This window comes from Ignavibacteriota bacterium, assembly GCA_016212665.1.
Lineage (GTDB): Bacteria > Bacteroidota > Ignavibacteria > UBA10030 > SZUA-254 > FW602-bin19.
In genome coordinates this window covers 24,791-42,320 of the sequence record JACREZ010000028.1, presented here as the reverse complement: position 1 = coordinate 42,320, position 17,530 = coordinate 24,791, and the positions used below count along the sequence as shown (strand labels likewise).

The window sequence follows — 17,530 nt, the reverse complement described above, 5'->3', positions numbered from 1 at the left end:
TTGATGAATGGGGAAAGTAAGGAACTGAAGAGTGTTACCGACACGACTTTCTATTATGAACAGGTACCGGTGTTTGTTGAACAATGAACTGAATTGTAATCAGAAGTTGTAAAGTTTCAGTCCCTTGATAAATCTGTAATCACGAACATTATTCGTATAGAGTTTGATATCATATACCAATGCAGTTGCGGCAATCAATGCATCCGGAATTTCTAAACGATGACTCAAAACATACGAATTCATTAATCCAAGAAATGTAGTTGAAATTAGTTCATCAAGATGAATAATAGTCAAACCAGACAGATCATTCATTATTTAATTAAGCTCTTTCTTGTTCCTTGCGCCATATACAAGTTCGGCAACAGTTATTGAACTGACTGCCATTTGTTCCTGTTTAACCTGCTTGAGGATTTCAATGACCTTCGGATTTCGCTTATAAAGTTCTATGAGAACATCCGAATCACAAAGAATCATTTTTTCTTTGACCATGCTTCAGCTCTGATTTTTTCGATTGAAATATCTCTACCTTCCCACATACCTGCTGACTCGAAAATATCACGCTTTTTCTTTTTGACTTTTGTAAGTTTTGCTTTTTGAACTTCTACGACATCAAACAATTTGAGTAATTCCAAGAAGGGAGCGAATTTTTTTTTATTTTTTATCGAAAGTGTTATGGTATCCATAATTTTGCTTTTTTCTAGTAGTAATATCCTTAAAAACCAAAATAGAAACAAACATACTTCAAGGATAACGTAACTTTTCCAATCCCCTTCTTAACCGCTTCACACCTTCCTCAAGTTCTTTCATTGAGCAGGCGTACGAGAGTCGGAGATAATTCTTCGCTCCAAACGCAGAGCCGGGAACAAGCACGAGATGTTCTTCTTCAATTAAATATTGGCAGATGTCCATATCATCTTTCAGCACCTTTCCGTTGTGCCGCTTTCCGGCAAACGCTCCGACGTAAGGAAAAAGTAAAAACGCTCCTTTGGGAAAATCCACTTCGACTTCGGGAACCTGCTTGAGTTGTTCGACTGCATAATCCCGTCGCCTTTTAAATTCCGTCACCATTTCACCAAGTTCGGAAGAGTGATTTGAGAGCGCAGCAACTGCGGCTTTTTGTGCAATCGAGTTTGCATTGGATGTTACCTGACTCTGAATCTTCGCCGCTGCTTGTGCAATTTCTTTCTTCGCTCCGAGATACCCAATACGCCATCCAGTCATCGAGTACGCTTTCGAAACACCATTCACCGTTACCACTTGCTCTTTAATTTGCTTGATGCTTCCGATGCTGAAATGTTTCGCACCGTCAAACACAACTTTCTCATAAATCTCATCCGACACAACATAGATTCCTGTTTCAGCAATCACATCGGCAAGTTCCTCAATCTCTCCTTGTGAATACACAGCGCCGGTCGGATTGGAAGGCGAGTTAAAGATGAGCGCTTTTGTTTTTGCATTAATTGCCTGTCGAAGTTGCCGTGCAGTAATTTTAAAACCGGCATCATGCATCGCATTGACAAACACAGGATTCGCATCCACCAACTTCACCATTTCGGGATAACTCACCCAATACGGCGCCGGGATAACAACTTCATCGCCGGGATTACAAATTGCCTGCAACGAATTGAAAATCGCCTGCTTCGCTCCAGTTGAAACAACAATCTGGTCGGGTTGAAAAACAAGATTATTATCCTTCTCGAACTTTTGAGTGATAGCTTTGATGAGTTGCGGAATTCCTTCGTTGGCAGTGTAGCGAGTGAAGTTTTCTTCAATTGCCTGAATTGCCGCCATCTTGATATGTGCAGGCGTTGGAAAATCCGGTTCGCCGGCTGTGAGACTGAGAACATCAACTCCCTGCTCTTTTAATTTGCGGGCAAGTGATGTAAGCGCGAGTGTTTGTGATTCTTCAAGTTGTTGGATTTTTAGAGAACAGGATTTCATGATACCCTTACAAAGAACTGTTAACGCTTGAATTTTTTCTTGAGTTTTTTGAGAACAATTTCCGGAACGAAGTCAGATACATCGCCAATGTGTTGAGCAATTTCTCTTACAAGACTTGAACTGAGGTACGTGTACTTTTCATGTGGCATGAGGAAAACCGTGGTCAGTTTTCCTGCAAGTTTTCGGTTCGTCAGCGCCATTTGAAATTCATATTCAAAATCGGAGACGGCGCGAAGTCCTCGCACCACGACGGATGCTTTTTTCTTTTTCGCGTACTCGACAAGCAATCCTTCGAAACAATCAACCTGAACATTCTTCAAATGCTGAACCGATGAACGAATCATTTCCAATCGTTCTTCATCCGTAAACAACGGATTCTTTGTTGAGTTCCGGGCGACCGCAACAATAACGTCAGAGAAAATCTCTGCCGCTCGCTCAATGATATCGAGATGACCGTTCGTAATCGGGTCGAAGGTTCCGGGATAGATAGCTTTTATTTTCATTGTTTCATTGACGATTGAGTCATTGACGATTGAAGAAACTAACTCTCGTTTGTCCAAACTCTTTTTGTACAGAAAGTTGAAATTTGTCAGACTGTTCAAATGTTATGTGTTTCGTGTGTTCAATGATAAGCAAACCATCGTTGTTGAGCAAGTTCTTTTCAAAAATTAATGACGGTAATTCTTTTGTTTGTTCGTATGCGTACGGCGGGTCGGCAAAAATCAAATCAAATTTTTCCCGGCATGAATTTAAATAATACAGTGCATCTAATTGTATGACTTCCGCTCGTTCATCGCATTTCAACAGTTCAATATTTTTTTGAATTGTTCTTACAACATTATTTGATGATTCAACAAACACCGTGTTTGCGGCGCCGCGGCTGAGCGCCTCAAATCCCAAATTGCCTGTTCCTGCAAACAAATCAAGAACATTCGCTCCATGAATCCGGAGACGATTTTGTAACATATTGAAGATTGTACTTTTTACGCGGTCGGTTGCGGGGCGTACACTATTGTCCCGGACAGAAACAAGTGTGCGTCCTTTGAATTCACCTGCGATGATTCTCATGAATGTTACTTAGAATTTCGTCCGGAATCAGGTAACATACAACCCACGCACGCGCTGAACCGATGTTCATGACCGAGAAAACGGGAAAAGTTTTTTACTTCGGGTGTAACACGGAATTTTCTAAATGGATTTAACGGAACAATGACACCCAGCGATGACTTCAATGCTTTAATCCATTCATACGAAAGCGCGGCGCCAAACACAAACATGGTTTCGGGTAAAACGTCAAGTAATTCGTTGGCTAAAAACTCGACGGCGGATTTTGGTTCCAACCCGATTGCATACCTGTGCATCGTCAGCGCTCCCGATTCGAACACAAGAACATCTAACCGCAAATGAGATATACTGAGAAGCGCAATTGTTTTTGTAGAAATTTCCGGATGAACGAGGCGGAGTGCACGTTCGGAAGTTGACGTGTGTAATTCAATCGTATCACATTGTAGATTTGATTTTTGAAACGACGCTTTTATTTCATTCAGCAACGAATGTTTGAGAATGCTTGAAAGTACAACATGCGTCTCTTCATTATTGGATTTCAACATTCTCGTTTGCCGGAGATACTCCCCCGAAGAAAATTCAGGGACAAAATTCTTCCATTCCCAATCAAGATGTTCCTCGCGTTCATCGGTTGTCAATGAAGCATCAAGCGGAAATGTTTGTAACACAGCGCGGTCTATTTCCATACTCACTCCGACTTTAGCAATCTTTCCGAACGGTTTCAATGCCTGCACCATCGTTTCAGGCAAAAAATAAAAAGGCAGTTCGTCTTGGCGAACTATTTCATCCAGATATTTCAGGTCGGTTCCGTCGTCTCTGAATTCTGCGGCAACGATTTGTGTCCTGTCGCCTGAAAACCCGATTCCAACACGAATTTCTTTTGTCATAAGTTACTTCTCAATCTTAATCATTGGTTTGAGCGCTTCAAATTTCTTTTCACCGATTCCCTTTACTTTCAACAATTCCTTCGCTGATTTGAATACTCCCCTCTCCTCCCTGTACATGATAATTCTCTCGGCGACTGCTTCACCTACTCCGGGAAGTTTCATCAATTCTTCTTTTGTTGCTGTGTTGATATTGACCGGAATAGTATCGTTCAGGTTCTTTACACTTTGATGTGTTGAATTGTTTCCCGTTTCATTGTGAACTGAATCTCCGTTATCATTTGAAGCGTTGAGAAGATTTGCCTTGCTTTTGAACTCAGAATCAATGGAAGAATAATCAAACTGTGGCGGTTGTTCCGTTGATACTCCGAGAAGATTCAATGTACCCCCGACAAGAAACGCTCCGATTAGAAAGAAAACAATTTTTCCTTCGTTAGGGGTGAAGCCGATAAGCAGACGTAACTTCTCGAAATATTTCATACCTCACTTGAAGATGTTTTTCATTTTCTCAAAAAAACTTCTCTCTGCATTTGCGGATTTGTCACCCTCTTTCGGTTTGATATTCTCCGAGGCATTCATTTGTTTTAACAAATCTTTTTCTTTGGAATTGATTTTCGTCGGGACCCAAACATTGACACGCACAAGTTGGTCGCCTTTTCCATATCCACGAAGTCGCGGGAATCCTTTATCTTTCATGCGCAAATATCTTCCCGATTGTGTTCCCGCATCAATTGATAACAATGCCTTGCCATACAATGTCGGTATTTCTACTTCTGTCCCAAGTACCGCATCGGGATAACTTATCAGTAAATCAAGCACAACATCTTCGCCGTTTCTGACAAACAAGGGGTGACGTTCTTCCTCGATGAGAACTATTAAATCTCCTGCAGGTCCGCCACGTTGCCCTGAATTTCCTTGCCCCTCCAATTGAATATAATTTCCCTCCGCAACACCTGCCGGTATTGTTACTTTCACCGTAGATTCACCTTGCACTCTCCCCTCGCCGCGACATTTCGAGCAATGTTCTTTTACAATTTCTCCTTCACCATCGCATTGATGACATGTAGAAATATTAACAAACTGACCGAAGATGGTTCGATTAGCCTGACGAATTTCCCCCGAACCACCACACACATGGCAGGTTGTTTTTGAACTTCCCGCTTTCGCTCCCGAACCGTTACACATCTCACATCCAACATAGCGTTTTACTTTCAACTTTTTCTCGATGCCTGTCGCGATTTCTTCAAATGATAACTTCAAGCGAATTTTTAAATCCGAGCCGGGAATTCCGCTCACCGTTCTTCCTCTTCCTCGCCCCTGATTAAAAACATCTCCGAACATACTACCACCAAACGCCTGTCCGAAAATATCCTGAAAATTCACAAAGATATCATTCACATCCCTGTAACCATGGAAGTCCATTCCCGGCTTCATGCCTTCGTGACCGAAGCGGTCGTAACGTGCGCGCTTGTCGTTATCGCTCAAGACTTCGTACGCTTCCGTTGCTTCTTTGAATTTTTCCTCCGCATCTTTGTTATTCGGATTCCTGTCGGGATGATATTTCATTGCCGCCTGCCGGTAGGCTTTTTTGATTTCATCCTGTGAGACCCCGCGATTCAGTCCGAGGATTTCATAATAGTCGCGTTTTGCCATTCCTTAATTCGCACCTTCTGTTGTTGCAGGTTCAACACTTTCGATCTGAGGAGGTTCTTCGACCACTTCTCCCGAAACAACAACTTTTGCATGACGCAGAACTTTTCCATGCATCATGTATCCCTTCTCTACTTCTTCGAGAATTGTATGAGGCGGAACATCGCTCTTTGGTAATTGCATCAATGCATCATGCAGATGCGGGTCAAATTCTTTCCCAATGACATCGTACGCTTCAACTCCCTGCTTTGCAAAAAGTTTCAGGCATTTTTGATAGATAAGCTCCACGCCTCGAAAGAATGAATCAAAATCTTTTTTCTCACGACTGAGTTTAAGTGAACGTTCAAAATCATCAAGCACGGGAAGTAAATCGTAGATCAAATCTTCGTTTGCATACTTCACCCGTTCCAAATAATCATTTTCTGTACGACGCTTGTAGTTCTCAAACTCTGCCGCTTTCCTGAGCAATTGGTCTTTCAATTGCACGATGGTCTTTTCCAATTCTTCCATACGATTATCGGGAACCTCTGTCTCAGGTTGTTCCTGAGCAATCGGTTCCGAAACTTCAGGCGTGTTCTGTTCCTCTATGATGTTCTCTTCCATGTTAACTTAATGATGATGATACTTCTTCTGCCATATAACTGACCAACGGAATAACCCTTGCATAATTCATTCGTTTTGGTCCGAGAATTCCGACCGTTCCCTGCACGTCACCGATGGTGTACGTCTTTAATATGATACTATAATTTTTCAACTTTGTGTTTCCATGTTCTTCCCCGATTGCAACTGCGACTCCTTGCTGTACTTCCTTCACGTCTGATTGTTCCAGAATATCCGCAAGGTTCGTTTCATCGTTAATGAGTTCGATGATAGTTCGAATGTTATCCTTTTCACCATACTCCGGTTGCTCAATGAGTGTCTGAGTCCCGCCGATGTGAAGTTTTTCCCGTTCCTTGCTATCATCAAAAATTCTCCCCGCCGAATTGACCATGAGATTAATGATGCCCGATTTATCATTGGCAAAATCTTTCACTCGCTCGCTGAACGTATCGCGAATAGTCTTCAATGTCAGGCCGGAAAGTTTCTCATTCAGATACTGACCGACATCAGCAAGGTGCATGGGTGAAATTTCAACAGGAATTTCCATCGTAATTGTCTTAATGATTCCCGATTTCACTTCCAACACGACTAATATTTTATGGGAAGCAATACAGATTAATTCGATTCGTTCAAGCACACCAGCGCTTAGATGAAGCGATGACACAACACTTAGTTGATGAGAAATTGTCCCAAGCAACCGCGCCGCCTCACGGAGAACTTCGTTCGACTCAATCATCAGGTCAAACTGGCGTCGGATATTACCTTTTTCACGCGGGGTAACCTGTTGTATTTCCATCAGCCAATCAACAAAATACCGATATCCCTTATCGGTCGGAATACTTCCAGCGGATGTATGCGGATGATGGATATAGCCCAACTCTTCCAAATCCGAAAGCACGTTCCGTATTGTTGCCGCGCTCAGATTCAAATGATGATGTTTGGAAATATAACGCGAGGCGACCGGCACAGCCGAATCAATAAAGCGATACACCACATAGCGGAGTATCTCCCGTTCACGTTCGTTGAGTTCTTTTTCCATTGATAAGCTACAATTTGCCTTGATTTTGATAAAATAATAATCATTTTTGATGAGTTTACCAAAGCAATTGTCTTTGGATAATTCTGTTGCTTTTGCTACTATCGTACAACACTTACATTGATAAAGTATGAAACTCTTTGGGAAAATCGGCATTTCAATTTTGCTTCTCTTCATAACGTTCAGTTGTGAAGAAGAAATTATTCAGTCAATTCCAGTCGAGCAGGAATTTCCGTTTGAAATTTCCGCGGCGGACTACTCTGATTCACATTTTTTCCTTGATACTATATACAGACATATTTTTGAAGATTATCATCAGACATATCCACCAAATATAACTTCTGAAATGATGGCTAATTCAATAAATGAAATTGACGTTTGGATTAGTACAACAAATATGGTCGAACTAAGTTTAATCTATGCAACAGCATACATTAACCTTCCATCAAAGGATAGCCCATCCTCTTTGTATGATACTACATACGATACCCTTATAAATCCAACACAAGGCAAATCAGAAGTGGGATTTTTCAGAAAACTGGTCTTAAACCAAGATTTTATAATTCATGATATGGAGGGATATATTTCTTTGAGAACAAAAGTGAATGATGACCAAGCAATTGCTGTGGCATACAGTACGAATGACAAAAAGTATTTTGGTGAATTTGCTGGAATCGATACAGCACCACATCCTTCATATACCTTAAAACTCATCAAACCCAAGTATCTCAATTCAAGCCTCAAACCCGCTTTTGATTTAATGTTAAAAAACATTTACAAACTCGATTCTTCTTTTTCTACTTTACAAGCAAAAGATTTTGATTTGGAGATAATGTTTAGAACTCAAAACCGAATCAAAGATACATTGTTTTTGGGAGAACATTTACTTCGCATCATCGGTTTTGATTATCATTCAGATACCGCAGGTTACATACCGGATAATACATTTGATTTCCTTCCCATGTTTACTATTGATAAAAAGTATGCGGAAATTATTTTTCCAACACTTCGTCCGTTTGATAAAGGAATCAAAAAATACTTTAAGCAGAAAAACCCTTCTGTAACAGTTCCGGATTCACTTCTCTTTAGCGCACCTTATGATTCTATGCAATCAATAGCACGAAGAAGCCCTATGAATCGTTTTTTTATCAAATGGAGAATTCAAAACCATTGACAAACTACCTCTGGAAATGTTCTTTGGTTGTTCACTCTCATTTCAGTATATTTTCACCGCCTTAAACGTTTTTTCCTTTTTAATTTATCATTTTTAATTGATTGGGGCTGTAGCTCAGCTGGGAGAGCGTTCGGTTCGCATCCGAAAGGTCGAGGGTTCGAATCCCTTCAGCTCCACAAATTTTTCTAATTTTGAATGTCCTTCTTTGTTTACATTCTCGTAAGTCTTGTAGATGGTTCCTTATATACTGGTCAAACTAGTAATCTTCAAAAAAGATTAGAAAGACATAATAAAGGATATGGAAAATCAACAAAAGCAAAGGCTCCTTTTAGACTCGGTTACTTTGAGACTTACTTAACTCGTTCAGAAGCTATGTGGCGTGAATGGGATCTTAAAAAAAACTTTAGCACTGAACAGAAAAAAGAACTCATAATGAAGTTTGATAAATCAAAGATTATACAATATTCCGAAGTCTAAATGGAGCGTTCGGTTCGCATCTCTACGAGCCGTAGGCCGAAAGGTCGAGGGTTCGAATCCTCTACGAGTCGTTGACCTTCAGCTCCACAAGTTTGGTGAGTGGTTAATTGGTGAGTGGTGAGTTACTGAAGTTCCGAAACACCAAAAAAATATCAATGGAGTAACCCCATCCTTTAGGATGGGGAGATAAACAATAGAACAACATTGGGCTTTAGCCCTGATGTCAGTGGCTAAAGCCACTTCTGTGTGGAGAATTTTTCCCCCCACGATAAATCGTGGGGTTAATACATGTATTTTTTACCCTTGCGTAACTTCCTTTAGTTAGTAACTTTTTAACAAATACACATCGTTAAATTTCACCTCATACAGCGTAATCCAAATTTTACTCACCACTAACGACTCACTCTCAATAAATCAGATTCACTTCCCTAATTGTCCTTCATGAAGAAATCAACAACTACAAACCGACTCATCAAAGAAAAAAGTCCTTACTTACTCCAACACGCATATAATCCCGTTGATTGGTTTCCGTGGGGAGATGAAGCATTTGAGAAAGCGCGAAACGAAGACAAGCCGATTTTTCTTTCCATCGGCTACTCGACGTGCTACTGGTGTCACGTGATGGAGCGTGAGGTGTTTGAGAATGAAGAAATCGCCAAGTTGATGAACGAAAAACTCATCTGCATCAAAGTGGATAGAGAAGAGCAACCTGATATTGACAGAATTTACATGTCGGCAGTACAGGCAATGACGGGTAGCGGCGGTTGGCCACTCTCCGTTTTTCTCACACACGATTTGAAACCGTTCTTCGGAGGAACCTATTTCCCGCCAACATCGCATTACGGGAAACCGGGATTCCGTCAGGTCGTTCAGCGAATTTCTACACTCTGGAAATCTGAAAAGAAAAATATTACGGAGTCGAGTAATTCAATTACTGAATATCTCACGAACCAAAAACACACCGCTCACCACTCACCACTTACGACTCACCAACTCACGAAAGCATTCGATTTATTCCATAACGAATTCGACATCGTTCATGCCGGCTTCGGTCGTGCGCCGAAGTTTCCCCGTCCATCCGTGTTCAATTTCCTGTTGAGATATTATTATCAAACAAGAAAAAAGGACGCGTTGGAAATGACGTTGCAAACTCTTCGCAAAATGGCGGAGGGCGGAATGTACGACCAACTCGGCGGCGGCTTTCATCGTTACTCGGTTGATGAGCAATGGCGGATTCCACATTTTGAAAAAATGTTGTACGACCAGGGGCAACTTGCCTGCTCGTATCTTGAAGCATATCAGATTACCCACGATGAGTTTTATGCAGATGTTGCACGAAATATTCTTGATTATGTTCTGCGTGTCATAACTTCTCCTGAAGGCGGTTTCTACTCTGCAGAAGATGCAGAGAGCGCATTCACCCACGAACATCCTCATGAAAAAGAAGAGGGGACCTTTTATCTCTGGACAAAAGTGGAAGTCAACACATTGCTCGGAAACGATGCTGACCTTTTCTGTTTTCACTTTGGAATAGAAGAACAAGGAAACGCTCTCTCCGACCCGCTTGGCGTTTTCCAAAAGAAGAATGTTTTGTTCATCAAACATTCACTCGAAGAAACGGCAACACAATTCAATAAACCGATTGAAGAAGTCGAACGAATCATCGTTTCATGCAAAAAGATTTTGTTTAAGAAACGGGAACAACGACCTCGCCCTCACCTTGATGATAAAATCATCACAGCATGGAACGGTTTGATGATTTCAGCATTTTCGCGCGCGTATCAGATTTTCAATGAAGAACACTATCTCAAAGCGGCTTTGAAAGCAACACGATTTATTACAAAATCACTCTACAATAAAGAAGCAAAAGCGCTTCACCGCCGCTACCGGGATGGGGAAGCACGATTTCATGGTTCGCTGCAGGACTATGCGTTCCTCATTCAAGGATTGATTGACCTCTATGAATCATCGTTCGATGTGCATTGGTTAACAACGGCAATCAATCTAACAAAACAACAAATCAGAATTTTCTGGGATGAAACTGATGGAGGCTTTTTTGATTCCGCATCAAACGATTCGTCCCTTCTTCTTCGACTGAAGGAAGATTATGACGGAGCCGAACCAACAGGAAACTCTGTTTCCGTTCTCAACCTGCTTCGACTCTCTCACATCACATCGAACAATGATTGGAAATTAAAGGCAGAACAAACTCTCAATCTCTTCGGTGCAAGTCTGAGTATGCATCCTCACGTTCTTCCCCAAATGCTTGTTGCGCTCGATTGGTTTTTATCCACACCGAAAGAACTTATTCTTGTCGGAACGAGCGCAGGGGAAACAAAACCACTGCTCAACGAGATTCACTCGCACTACATTCCGGGCAAAATATTGCTCATGGTTGATGAAAAGAACAGAACATCTCTTGAAAAATTCCTTCCGTTCATAAAAGATATGCAACCGATTGATGGCAAAGCGACGGCATACATTTGCAAAAATTTTGCATGTCAACTTCCAACTTCTGATATTTCGGTCGTGCGTGAATTACTTATGAAATAACACCGATGGACCAAGTCGTTCTAACACAAAGCAACGATGAAGTAAACGCCAATAGCAAGTTTGCGATGCGGCTCTCGCTTGGAGTCGGCGTCTTCATGCTGGTGGTGAAAATGTACGCGTATATTGTCACCGGCTCGGCGGCAATTCTTTCTGACGCGGCGGAATCGGTCGTTCACATTCTTGCAATTTCGTTTGCCGCGTACAGTTTGTGGCTCAGTCTCAAACCCGCAGACGATACACACCTCTATGGTCACGACCGCATCAGTTTTTTCTCTGCCGGCTTTGAAGGTGCGATGATTATCCTTGCCGCAATCTATATAATAGTGGAATCCATTCTCAAATGGATTCAGGGATTGCAAATTGAGAATATCGAGCAAGGAATTTATTTCACCGTCGCGGCAACAATCATCAACGGTGCTCTCGGCGGATATTTGTTGTACCGGGGGAAGAAAAATCACTCACTCATTCTCGAAGCGAATGGTAAGCACGTTCTTACCGATAGTTGGACAAGTCTCGGTGTCATCGTAGGATTGTTGCTGACAAAATTTACCGGATGGCTTCCGTTTGACCCGCTTGTTGCTATCGTCGTCGCGATTAATATTTTGTGGACAGGCGGCAATCTCATCCGTCAATCCATCGGCGGATTGATGGATGAAGCCGACCCTGAAGTCGGTGCGAAACTTCAATCAATCCTTCAAACTCAAACTCAAAAATTCAATATCGGATTTCATCACCTTCGACACCGCAACGCTGGAAACAAACTCCTCATCGAATTTCATCTTCTCTTCCCCGATAATGCTACGATTGCCGATGCACATCTTGAAGCAACAGTTATCGAACAGGAAATCAAAAAAGCATTTCCGATGCAGACGGAAATTATCAGTCATCTTGAGCCGAGCGAAAGTCACGATGAAGTTCACGCGCAACTTCTGAACGCACGCGGGTAGTTTTCTCTATGCGAAAGATTTTCAAAGAACATCTTTGGCTTCTCGTTGTATGTTTTTTGTTTTTCGTTTTTGGGTTATTGCGCGTTAGCGACCGGAATTTATTAACGCCCGATAGTAGCCAATATCTTCTCTGGGGAAACTCGCTCGCTCACCTTCAAGGTTTCGTTGACAATACTACTCCCGAACCAGACAAGTTCGTCAATCATGGTCCGTTGTATTCTCTTCTAATAGCACCTGTTGAACTCATTTTCCCGCTCTCTGTTCCTGCGGTAAAGGTGTGGACATTGTTCTTCGGGATTTCTGCTATCATACTTTTCTACATTCTCCTCCTTCGATTCTTTCACCAAACAACTACTGTAGTTGCGACTACATTTTTCGCTTTCAATCCGCTCTTGCTTCTCTACTCGACGGAAGTCCTCTCGGATGTTCCGTTCATTGTTGCAATCCTCGCTACATTTATTTTCTACTTCAAACAAGATGAAGAAACAGCACGGCAGAATTTATATTTCATTTTTCTCATCATCAGCATCGTCGCTGCAACATTACTTCGCGAAATCGGATTATCGCTCGTTGCAGTCGTCATCTTGATGTATGCAATGAGAAAAGATTGGAAACGAGCGTTCATCACAGCGGGATGTGTTACCGTTGCTCTCGGAATATGGAATATCCGAAATCATCTCCTCGTCGAACAAACAGTGTTCTCACAAACGGGAAATTCTCCATGGGTGTTCGACCACATCATGACTTCACTCGATACATCGTTCGTGAACGAACTCCTCGTTCGCTATTGGCACAACCTGAAAGCCTACTCGGATTTTCTTCTCGGCATGATGTTCTATCCGACATTTGCCACTCAACAACTTTCATCCATATTCAACGAAGCATCATGGCTCTACCAGTTTATCAGGCAAATATTTGAAACAGGCAGATATTTCATTTTCTTTCTTTTCCTTCCAACATTTTTTCTTGGACTCATTTCACCGCTCCAACACTCCAACACTCCGACACTCCATTATTCCATTGCTCCATTGTACAACAGCACTCGCGCTCCGCTGTTCCTCTTCATCCTCGCATACCTTCTGGTGCTGTGCATCTTCCCGTTCAACGACATGCGTTACATGCTTCCACTCGTTCCGTTCGTTCTTTTCTTTTGTTTGATTGGGTTGAATAATATTGTCAACAGGTTTTCTTGGTTTGATTTTTTCAAACAAAAAGTCTTCATTATTTTGTTGGCAGGAGTTGTTATCATCCCTAATGCCGTCAGCGTTTCAGAAATGATTCACCATACCATTCGCTCGAACAAAGCGAACGCGTTACCCTGGAGCGAACTTGGAACATGGATTCAGGAGAACACTCCTGAGAATAGTGTTATAGCAAGCCCGCTCAAAGACCTTGCTCTGTTCTCAGGCGGTGAACGAAAAGTTTTTTTGATGTATCCGAACATCGAAGTTCCTCCATTTGAAATTTCTCTTCGTGATAATCATACCGATTATCTTTTATCGCCTCATTTCATTGAAGACGCGACAATGTTTGAAATGAACATGCTCGAATCATCCCGATTTACGTTCGAGCATGTTTATACTGCCGGAAATCTCCATCTCTATAAAATACATTCGTTGCTGAAAGAACCGTTACGGGAAAAATTCGATGTCGAAAATACGACGAGCATCTCCGGGCATCTTGTCACAGCGCGAAGATTGATGTTGAATGAAGAATATAAGAGCGCCGAGAGAATACTCGATTCGATTATACAATTTGCACCCACTCGTCCCGACGTTATCTTTCAAAGATTAGTTTGTTTTTCTTTGCAAGGAAACGAAGTGCAGGCACAACAGGTTTATCAACAACTAACCACATTACCCTCGGATGTTGGCATTTATATTCAACCCGCGCAACGGCAACTCGAACTCCTCCGTCTTCTCCTTGAAGCCAAAACCTCGACTTCCGATGAAATCAGAAGTGTCAATAAATTGAAAGCCGCATCGGGATATTGGAACTCAGGGTATTACAATCGTGCTTCCTCATTGATGAAGAATACGCTGACTGACTCTTCTCAATTTTTCGAGGGATTGCTTTGGGGAACACACTTTGCCATTCAACGACAAGACTTCAAACAGGCAAGACATTATCATCAACAATTATGGATGATTGATTCAACAAACCCGCTTGTCCGTTCATACCGGAAAATTCTCGCGTTAAAAGATTCACTGAGAATTGATACAACTTCCTATTCCCGTTCAGTGTATCATTTCAATCTCGCTCAATTTTATCAGAAAATGGAAATGAAAGAAGAAGCGCTTGATGAAGCGGAACGAAGTGTGGGCGTCAATCCGAAAAATCAAGAAGCGGTTGAACTGATTACTTTGATTCAGAATAAAAAGTGAACTCACTATATTTGATTTATGAATCCTGAAACAAAGTCAACAAACTCATAACACAAAACTCAAAACTCGTATGACTCTCTCCGTTATCATTCCGATTTACAACGAACGTGCAACCGTTCTTGAACTTGTCCGCCGCGTGCAGGCTGTAGATTTTCCGAAAGAAATTATCCTTGTTGATGATTACTCAACCGACGGGACAAGAGAAATCCTGAAACAGTTCGAGCAAGATAAACCTGCAGGCATCAAATTTCTCTACCATGAAATCAACAAAGGAAAAGGTGCGGCATTCAGAACCGGAACAACCGTTGTCGCGGGAGATATTGTCGTTGTGCAGGATGCCGACCTCGAATACGACCCGAACGATTACTACAAACTCCTCAAACCAATTCTCGACGGCCGCGCAGATGTGGTGTTCGGTTCACGCTTTGTCGGTAGTGAAGAACATCGAGTGCTATACTTCTGGCATTACATGGGAAATAAATTTCTCACGCTCTTCATCAACATGGTTACCAATCTCAACCTCAGCGATATGGAAACATGTTACAAAATGATTCGCGCCGATGTGTTGAAAAAGATATCCCTTCAGGAAAACCGTTTCGGCTTCGACCCGGAGTTTACCGCTAAGGTTGCCAAACTCAAATGCAGAATTTATGAAGTCGGCGTTTCCTACAGCGGACGTGATTATGCTCAGGGAAAGAAAATTACGTGGAAAGATGGGGTGCGAGTGTTGTGGTGTATTGTGAAGTATGGGCTGTAATGAATTTCGGATTTGATAATATTGAAAAATATTGTATCATCTTATTGTAACTCTAATTTAGGAGATGGTGAAAATGACTCAAACGCTAATTGAATTATCTGATGAACAAATGAAAATTATTGAAGAAATGGCTACAAAACGTCATTTAACAATTATCGAATTCATTAAAGAAAAACTTGGACAATTTTTATTAAATGAAACGCGAAAACCGGACGTTCAGCAGAAACAACGCGCTCTATCCGTTGCGGGTCGTTTCAAATCCGGTTTACATGATTTATCAACTCGACACGATGACTATCTTGCGGAGAGTTTACGGCTGTGAAGGTGTTTTTGGATACTTCTGCTTTTCTCGCAGTATTAGATGAAGATGATGAAAACCATGAATCGGCAACGAATACCTGGAACGAACTTATTACAAACGACAAAATTCTCATAACATCAAATTATATTATTGTTGAGACATTAGCGTTAGCCCAGCATCGCTTCGGACTGGAATCAGTACGAGTATTTCAAGAGGATATTTATCCCTTACTCCAAATAGTATGGATGGATAAACTCACTCATGAACAAGCAATAAATAATTTACTTACTTTTTCACGCCGCAAACTAAGTTATGTTGATTGTACCAGTTTCCAGGTAATGCGTGAATTAAGTATAGAAGGTGTATTCTGTTTCGATGAACATTTTGTTGAACAAGGATTTACTGTTGTAATTCATTCATAAACAAAAAAAGGTGACCATCTCTGACCACCTTTTTCTACTGAACTACCTACCAATCACGTCCCCGCGCTGTAATCATTCATATATTTACTTTGTGCGGCAGTGAGTTTGTCAATCTTTATTCCCATGGTTGCAAGTTTTACTCCGGCTATTTCCTGGTCTTGTTCGGCGGAAATATCATAGACTTTATTTTCGAGTTTCTTTCCTTGCTTATGTGCTTCTGCCAAGCGTAACTGCGACATGAATTGATTTGCAAACGACATGTCCATCACTTCCGATGGATGTCCTTCTGCAGCGGCAAGATTGACAAGCCGACCTTTTGCAAGAACGAATACGCTCTTCCCATCGTTCATCACATATTCTTCATTGTTCGGTCGAACGTCTTTCACTTCTTTCGATATTCCTTGCAAATCAACCAAGTTTACTTCGCAATCGTAGTGTCCGGTGTTACAAACAATTGCGCCATGTTTCATCTTTTTGAAATGCCGTGCAACGATAATATCCTTCACACCTGTTGCAGTGATAAATACATCACCAACTTTTGCCGCTTCATCCATTGTCATCACTCTCATTCCGTCGAGCGTTGCCTTCAAAGCGGTCGTTGCTTTTATTTCCGTAACAATGACATTCGCTCCGAGACCTTTTGCACGCATTGCAACTCCGCGTCCGCAATGTCCGTAACCGGCAACCACAACATTCTTACCCGCAAGTAAAATACTTGTTGCGCGAAGAATTCCATCGAGTGTTGATTGTCCCGTTCCATACACATTGTCAAAATCCCATTTTGTCTCTGCATCGTTCACGGCAATGACCGGATATTTCAACGCGCCATCCGCCGCCATCGCACGAAGCCGATGAACGCCTGTTGTCGTTTCTTCCGTTCCGCCGATGACATACTTTTCTGCAAACTCAGGATGTTTGTTGTGAATAGTAAAAATCAAATCGGCGCCATCATCGAGCGTTAAATTCGGTTTGATTTTCAATGTCTCTTCGATGCACCAATAAAATTCCTTCACCGACATTCCATGCCATGCGAAAATGGAAATTCCGTCCGCCGCAAGCGAAGCAGAAACAGCATCGTTTGTGGAAAGAGGATTGCACCCGCTCCAACTGACTTTCGCACCTGCATCAACAAATGTTTTGACAAGCACGGCTGTTTCTTTCGTTACGTGCAAGCATCCCGCGATGCGATACCCTTTCAGCGGCTTTGTTCTTTTATACTTCTCGCGCAATGCCATCAAGACCGGCATTCTTGATTCCGCCCATGCGATAAGTTTCTTTCCTTCCGCTGCGAGTTTGAGATTTTTTACTTTGTAGTGTCCTGGTTTGTTGTCCATGTTAT

At 41.8% G+C, this 17,530-nt stretch carries 18 protein-coding genes, 1 tRNA gene and 1 pseudogene; 9 read left to right on the top strand and 11 right to left on the bottom strand.

Going from position 1 to position 17,530, the window contains the following annotated elements; genetic code table 11:
- Nucleotides 1-99: 99 nt before the first annotated feature.
- From HY960_10010 to hrcA, 10 genes and pseudogenes are all read right to left on the bottom strand, one after another.
- Nucleotides 100-474 (bottom strand): annotated as a pseudogene (locus HY960_10010) (type II toxin-antitoxin system VapC family toxin).
- Nucleotides 471-683 carry a hypothetical protein gene (locus tag HY960_10005; GenBank protein MBI5216073.1) on the bottom strand — a complete coding sequence of 71 codons (213 nt, stop codon included), beginning with the start codon at nucleotides 681-683 and terminating at the stop codon, nucleotides 471-473. Before HY960_10005 ends, HY960_10010 begins: the two are co-directional and overlap by 4 nt.
- A gap of 58 nt (nucleotides 684-741) precedes the next feature.
- Nucleotides 742-1,941 (bottom strand): pyridoxal phosphate-dependent aminotransferase, encoded by a 1,200-nt coding sequence (locus HY960_10000; GenBank protein ID MBI5216072.1) that lies wholly within the window; start codon nucleotides 1,939-1,941, stop codon nucleotides 742-744.
- Between the two features lie 20 nt (nucleotides 1,942-1,961).
- Nucleotides 1,962-2,444 carry a pantetheine-phosphate adenylyltransferase gene (gene coaD / locus HY960_09995; GenBank protein MBI5216071.1) on the bottom strand — a complete coding sequence of 161 codons (483 nt, stop codon included), beginning with the start codon at nucleotides 2,442-2,444 and terminating at the stop codon, nucleotides 1,962-1,964.
- Between the two features lie 19 nt (nucleotides 2,445-2,463).
- Nucleotides 2,464-3,009, bottom strand: a complete 546-nt coding sequence (rsmD, locus tag HY960_09990; GenBank protein ID MBI5216070.1) for a 16S rRNA (guanine(966)-N(2))-methyltransferase RsmD — start codon at nucleotides 3,007-3,009, stop codon at nucleotides 2,464-2,466.
- A gap of 5 nt (nucleotides 3,010-3,014) precedes the next feature.
- Entirely contained in the window at nucleotides 3,015-3,893 is an 879-nt protein-coding gene (locus tag HY960_09985) for a hypothetical protein (protein ID MBI5216069.1), read from the bottom strand.
- A gap of 3 nt (nucleotides 3,894-3,896) precedes the next feature.
- Nucleotides 3,897-4,370: a helix-hairpin-helix domain-containing protein gene (locus HY960_09980; GenBank protein MBI5216068.1), complete on the bottom strand. Its 474-nt coding sequence runs from the start codon at nucleotides 4,368-4,370 to the stop codon at nucleotides 3,897-3,899.
- Nucleotides 4,371-4,373: 3 nt separating this feature from the next.
- Entirely contained in the window at nucleotides 4,374-5,543 is a 1,170-nt protein-coding gene (gene dnaJ, locus HY960_09975; GenBank protein MBI5216067.1) for a molecular chaperone DnaJ, read from the bottom strand.
- 3 nt (nucleotides 5,544-5,546) lie between these two features.
- Nucleotides 5,547-6,143 carry a nucleotide exchange factor GrpE gene (grpE, locus tag HY960_09970; protein MBI5216066.1) on the bottom strand — a complete coding sequence of 199 codons (597 nt, stop codon included), beginning with the start codon at nucleotides 6,141-6,143 and terminating at the stop codon, nucleotides 5,547-5,549.
- A 1-nt stretch (nucleotide 6,144) separates the two neighbouring features.
- A complete protein-coding gene (hrcA, locus tag HY960_09965) occupies nucleotides 6,145-7,179 on the bottom strand; it encodes a heat-inducible transcription repressor HrcA (GenBank protein ID MBI5216065.1) in 1,035 nt (344 codons plus the stop codon).
- Between the two features lie 127 nt (nucleotides 7,180-7,306).
- Between hrcA and HY960_09960 the strand changes: the two genes are divergently transcribed.
- From HY960_09960 to HY960_09920, 9 genes are all read left to right on the top strand, one after another.
- Entirely contained in the window at nucleotides 7,307-8,350 is a 1,044-nt protein-coding gene (locus HY960_09960; GenBank protein MBI5216064.1) for a hypothetical protein, read from the top strand.
- 103 nt (nucleotides 8,351-8,453) lie between these two features.
- A tRNA-Ala gene (locus HY960_09955) sits at nucleotides 8,454-8,526 on the top strand.
- A 19-nt stretch (nucleotides 8,527-8,545) separates the two neighbouring features.
- Nucleotides 8,546-8,827 (top strand): GIY-YIG nuclease family protein, encoded by a 282-nt coding sequence (locus HY960_09950; protein ID MBI5216063.1) that lies wholly within the window; start codon nucleotides 8,546-8,548, stop codon nucleotides 8,825-8,827.
- Between the two features lie 441 nt (nucleotides 8,828-9,268).
- The gene (locus tag HY960_09945) at nucleotides 9,269-11,380 is read left to right on the top strand and encodes a thioredoxin domain-containing protein (protein ID MBI5216062.1); all 2,112 of its coding nucleotides are present in this window, start codon (nucleotides 9,269-9,271) and stop codon (nucleotides 11,378-11,380) included.
- A 5-nt stretch (nucleotides 11,381-11,385) separates the two neighbouring features.
- Nucleotides 11,386-12,327, top strand: coding sequence for a cation transporter (locus HY960_09940; GenBank protein MBI5216061.1), 942 nt, complete (start codon nucleotides 11,386-11,388; stop codon nucleotides 12,325-12,327).
- A gap of 8 nt (nucleotides 12,328-12,335) precedes the next feature.
- Nucleotides 12,336-14,711: a glycosyltransferase family 39 protein gene (locus HY960_09935; GenBank protein MBI5216060.1), complete on the top strand. Its 2,376-nt coding sequence runs from the start codon at nucleotides 12,336-12,338 to the stop codon at nucleotides 14,709-14,711.
- Between the two features lie 70 nt (nucleotides 14,712-14,781).
- Nucleotides 14,782-15,468, top strand: coding sequence for a glycosyltransferase family 2 protein (locus HY960_09930; GenBank protein MBI5216059.1), 687 nt, complete (start codon nucleotides 14,782-14,784; stop codon nucleotides 15,466-15,468).
- A gap of 73 nt (nucleotides 15,469-15,541) precedes the next feature.
- Entirely contained in the window at nucleotides 15,542-15,790 is a 249-nt protein-coding gene (locus HY960_09925) for a hypothetical protein (GenBank protein MBI5216058.1), read from the top strand.
- Complete coding sequence (locus HY960_09920; protein ID MBI5216057.1) at nucleotides 15,787-16,191, top strand: PIN domain-containing protein; 405 nt, start codon at nucleotides 15,787-15,789, stop codon at nucleotides 16,189-16,191. The genes HY960_09925 and HY960_09920 overlap by 4 nt, the downstream gene beginning before the upstream one ends.
- A 53-nt stretch (nucleotides 16,192-16,244) precedes the next feature.
- On the opposite strand, the gene HY960_09915 is transcribed toward HY960_09920, so the two are convergent.
- A complete protein-coding gene (locus tag HY960_09915) occupies nucleotides 16,245-17,525 on the bottom strand; it encodes an adenosylhomocysteinase (protein ID MBI5216056.1) in 1,281 nt (426 codons plus the stop codon).
- Between the last annotated feature and the right edge of the window lie 5 nt (nucleotides 17,526-17,530).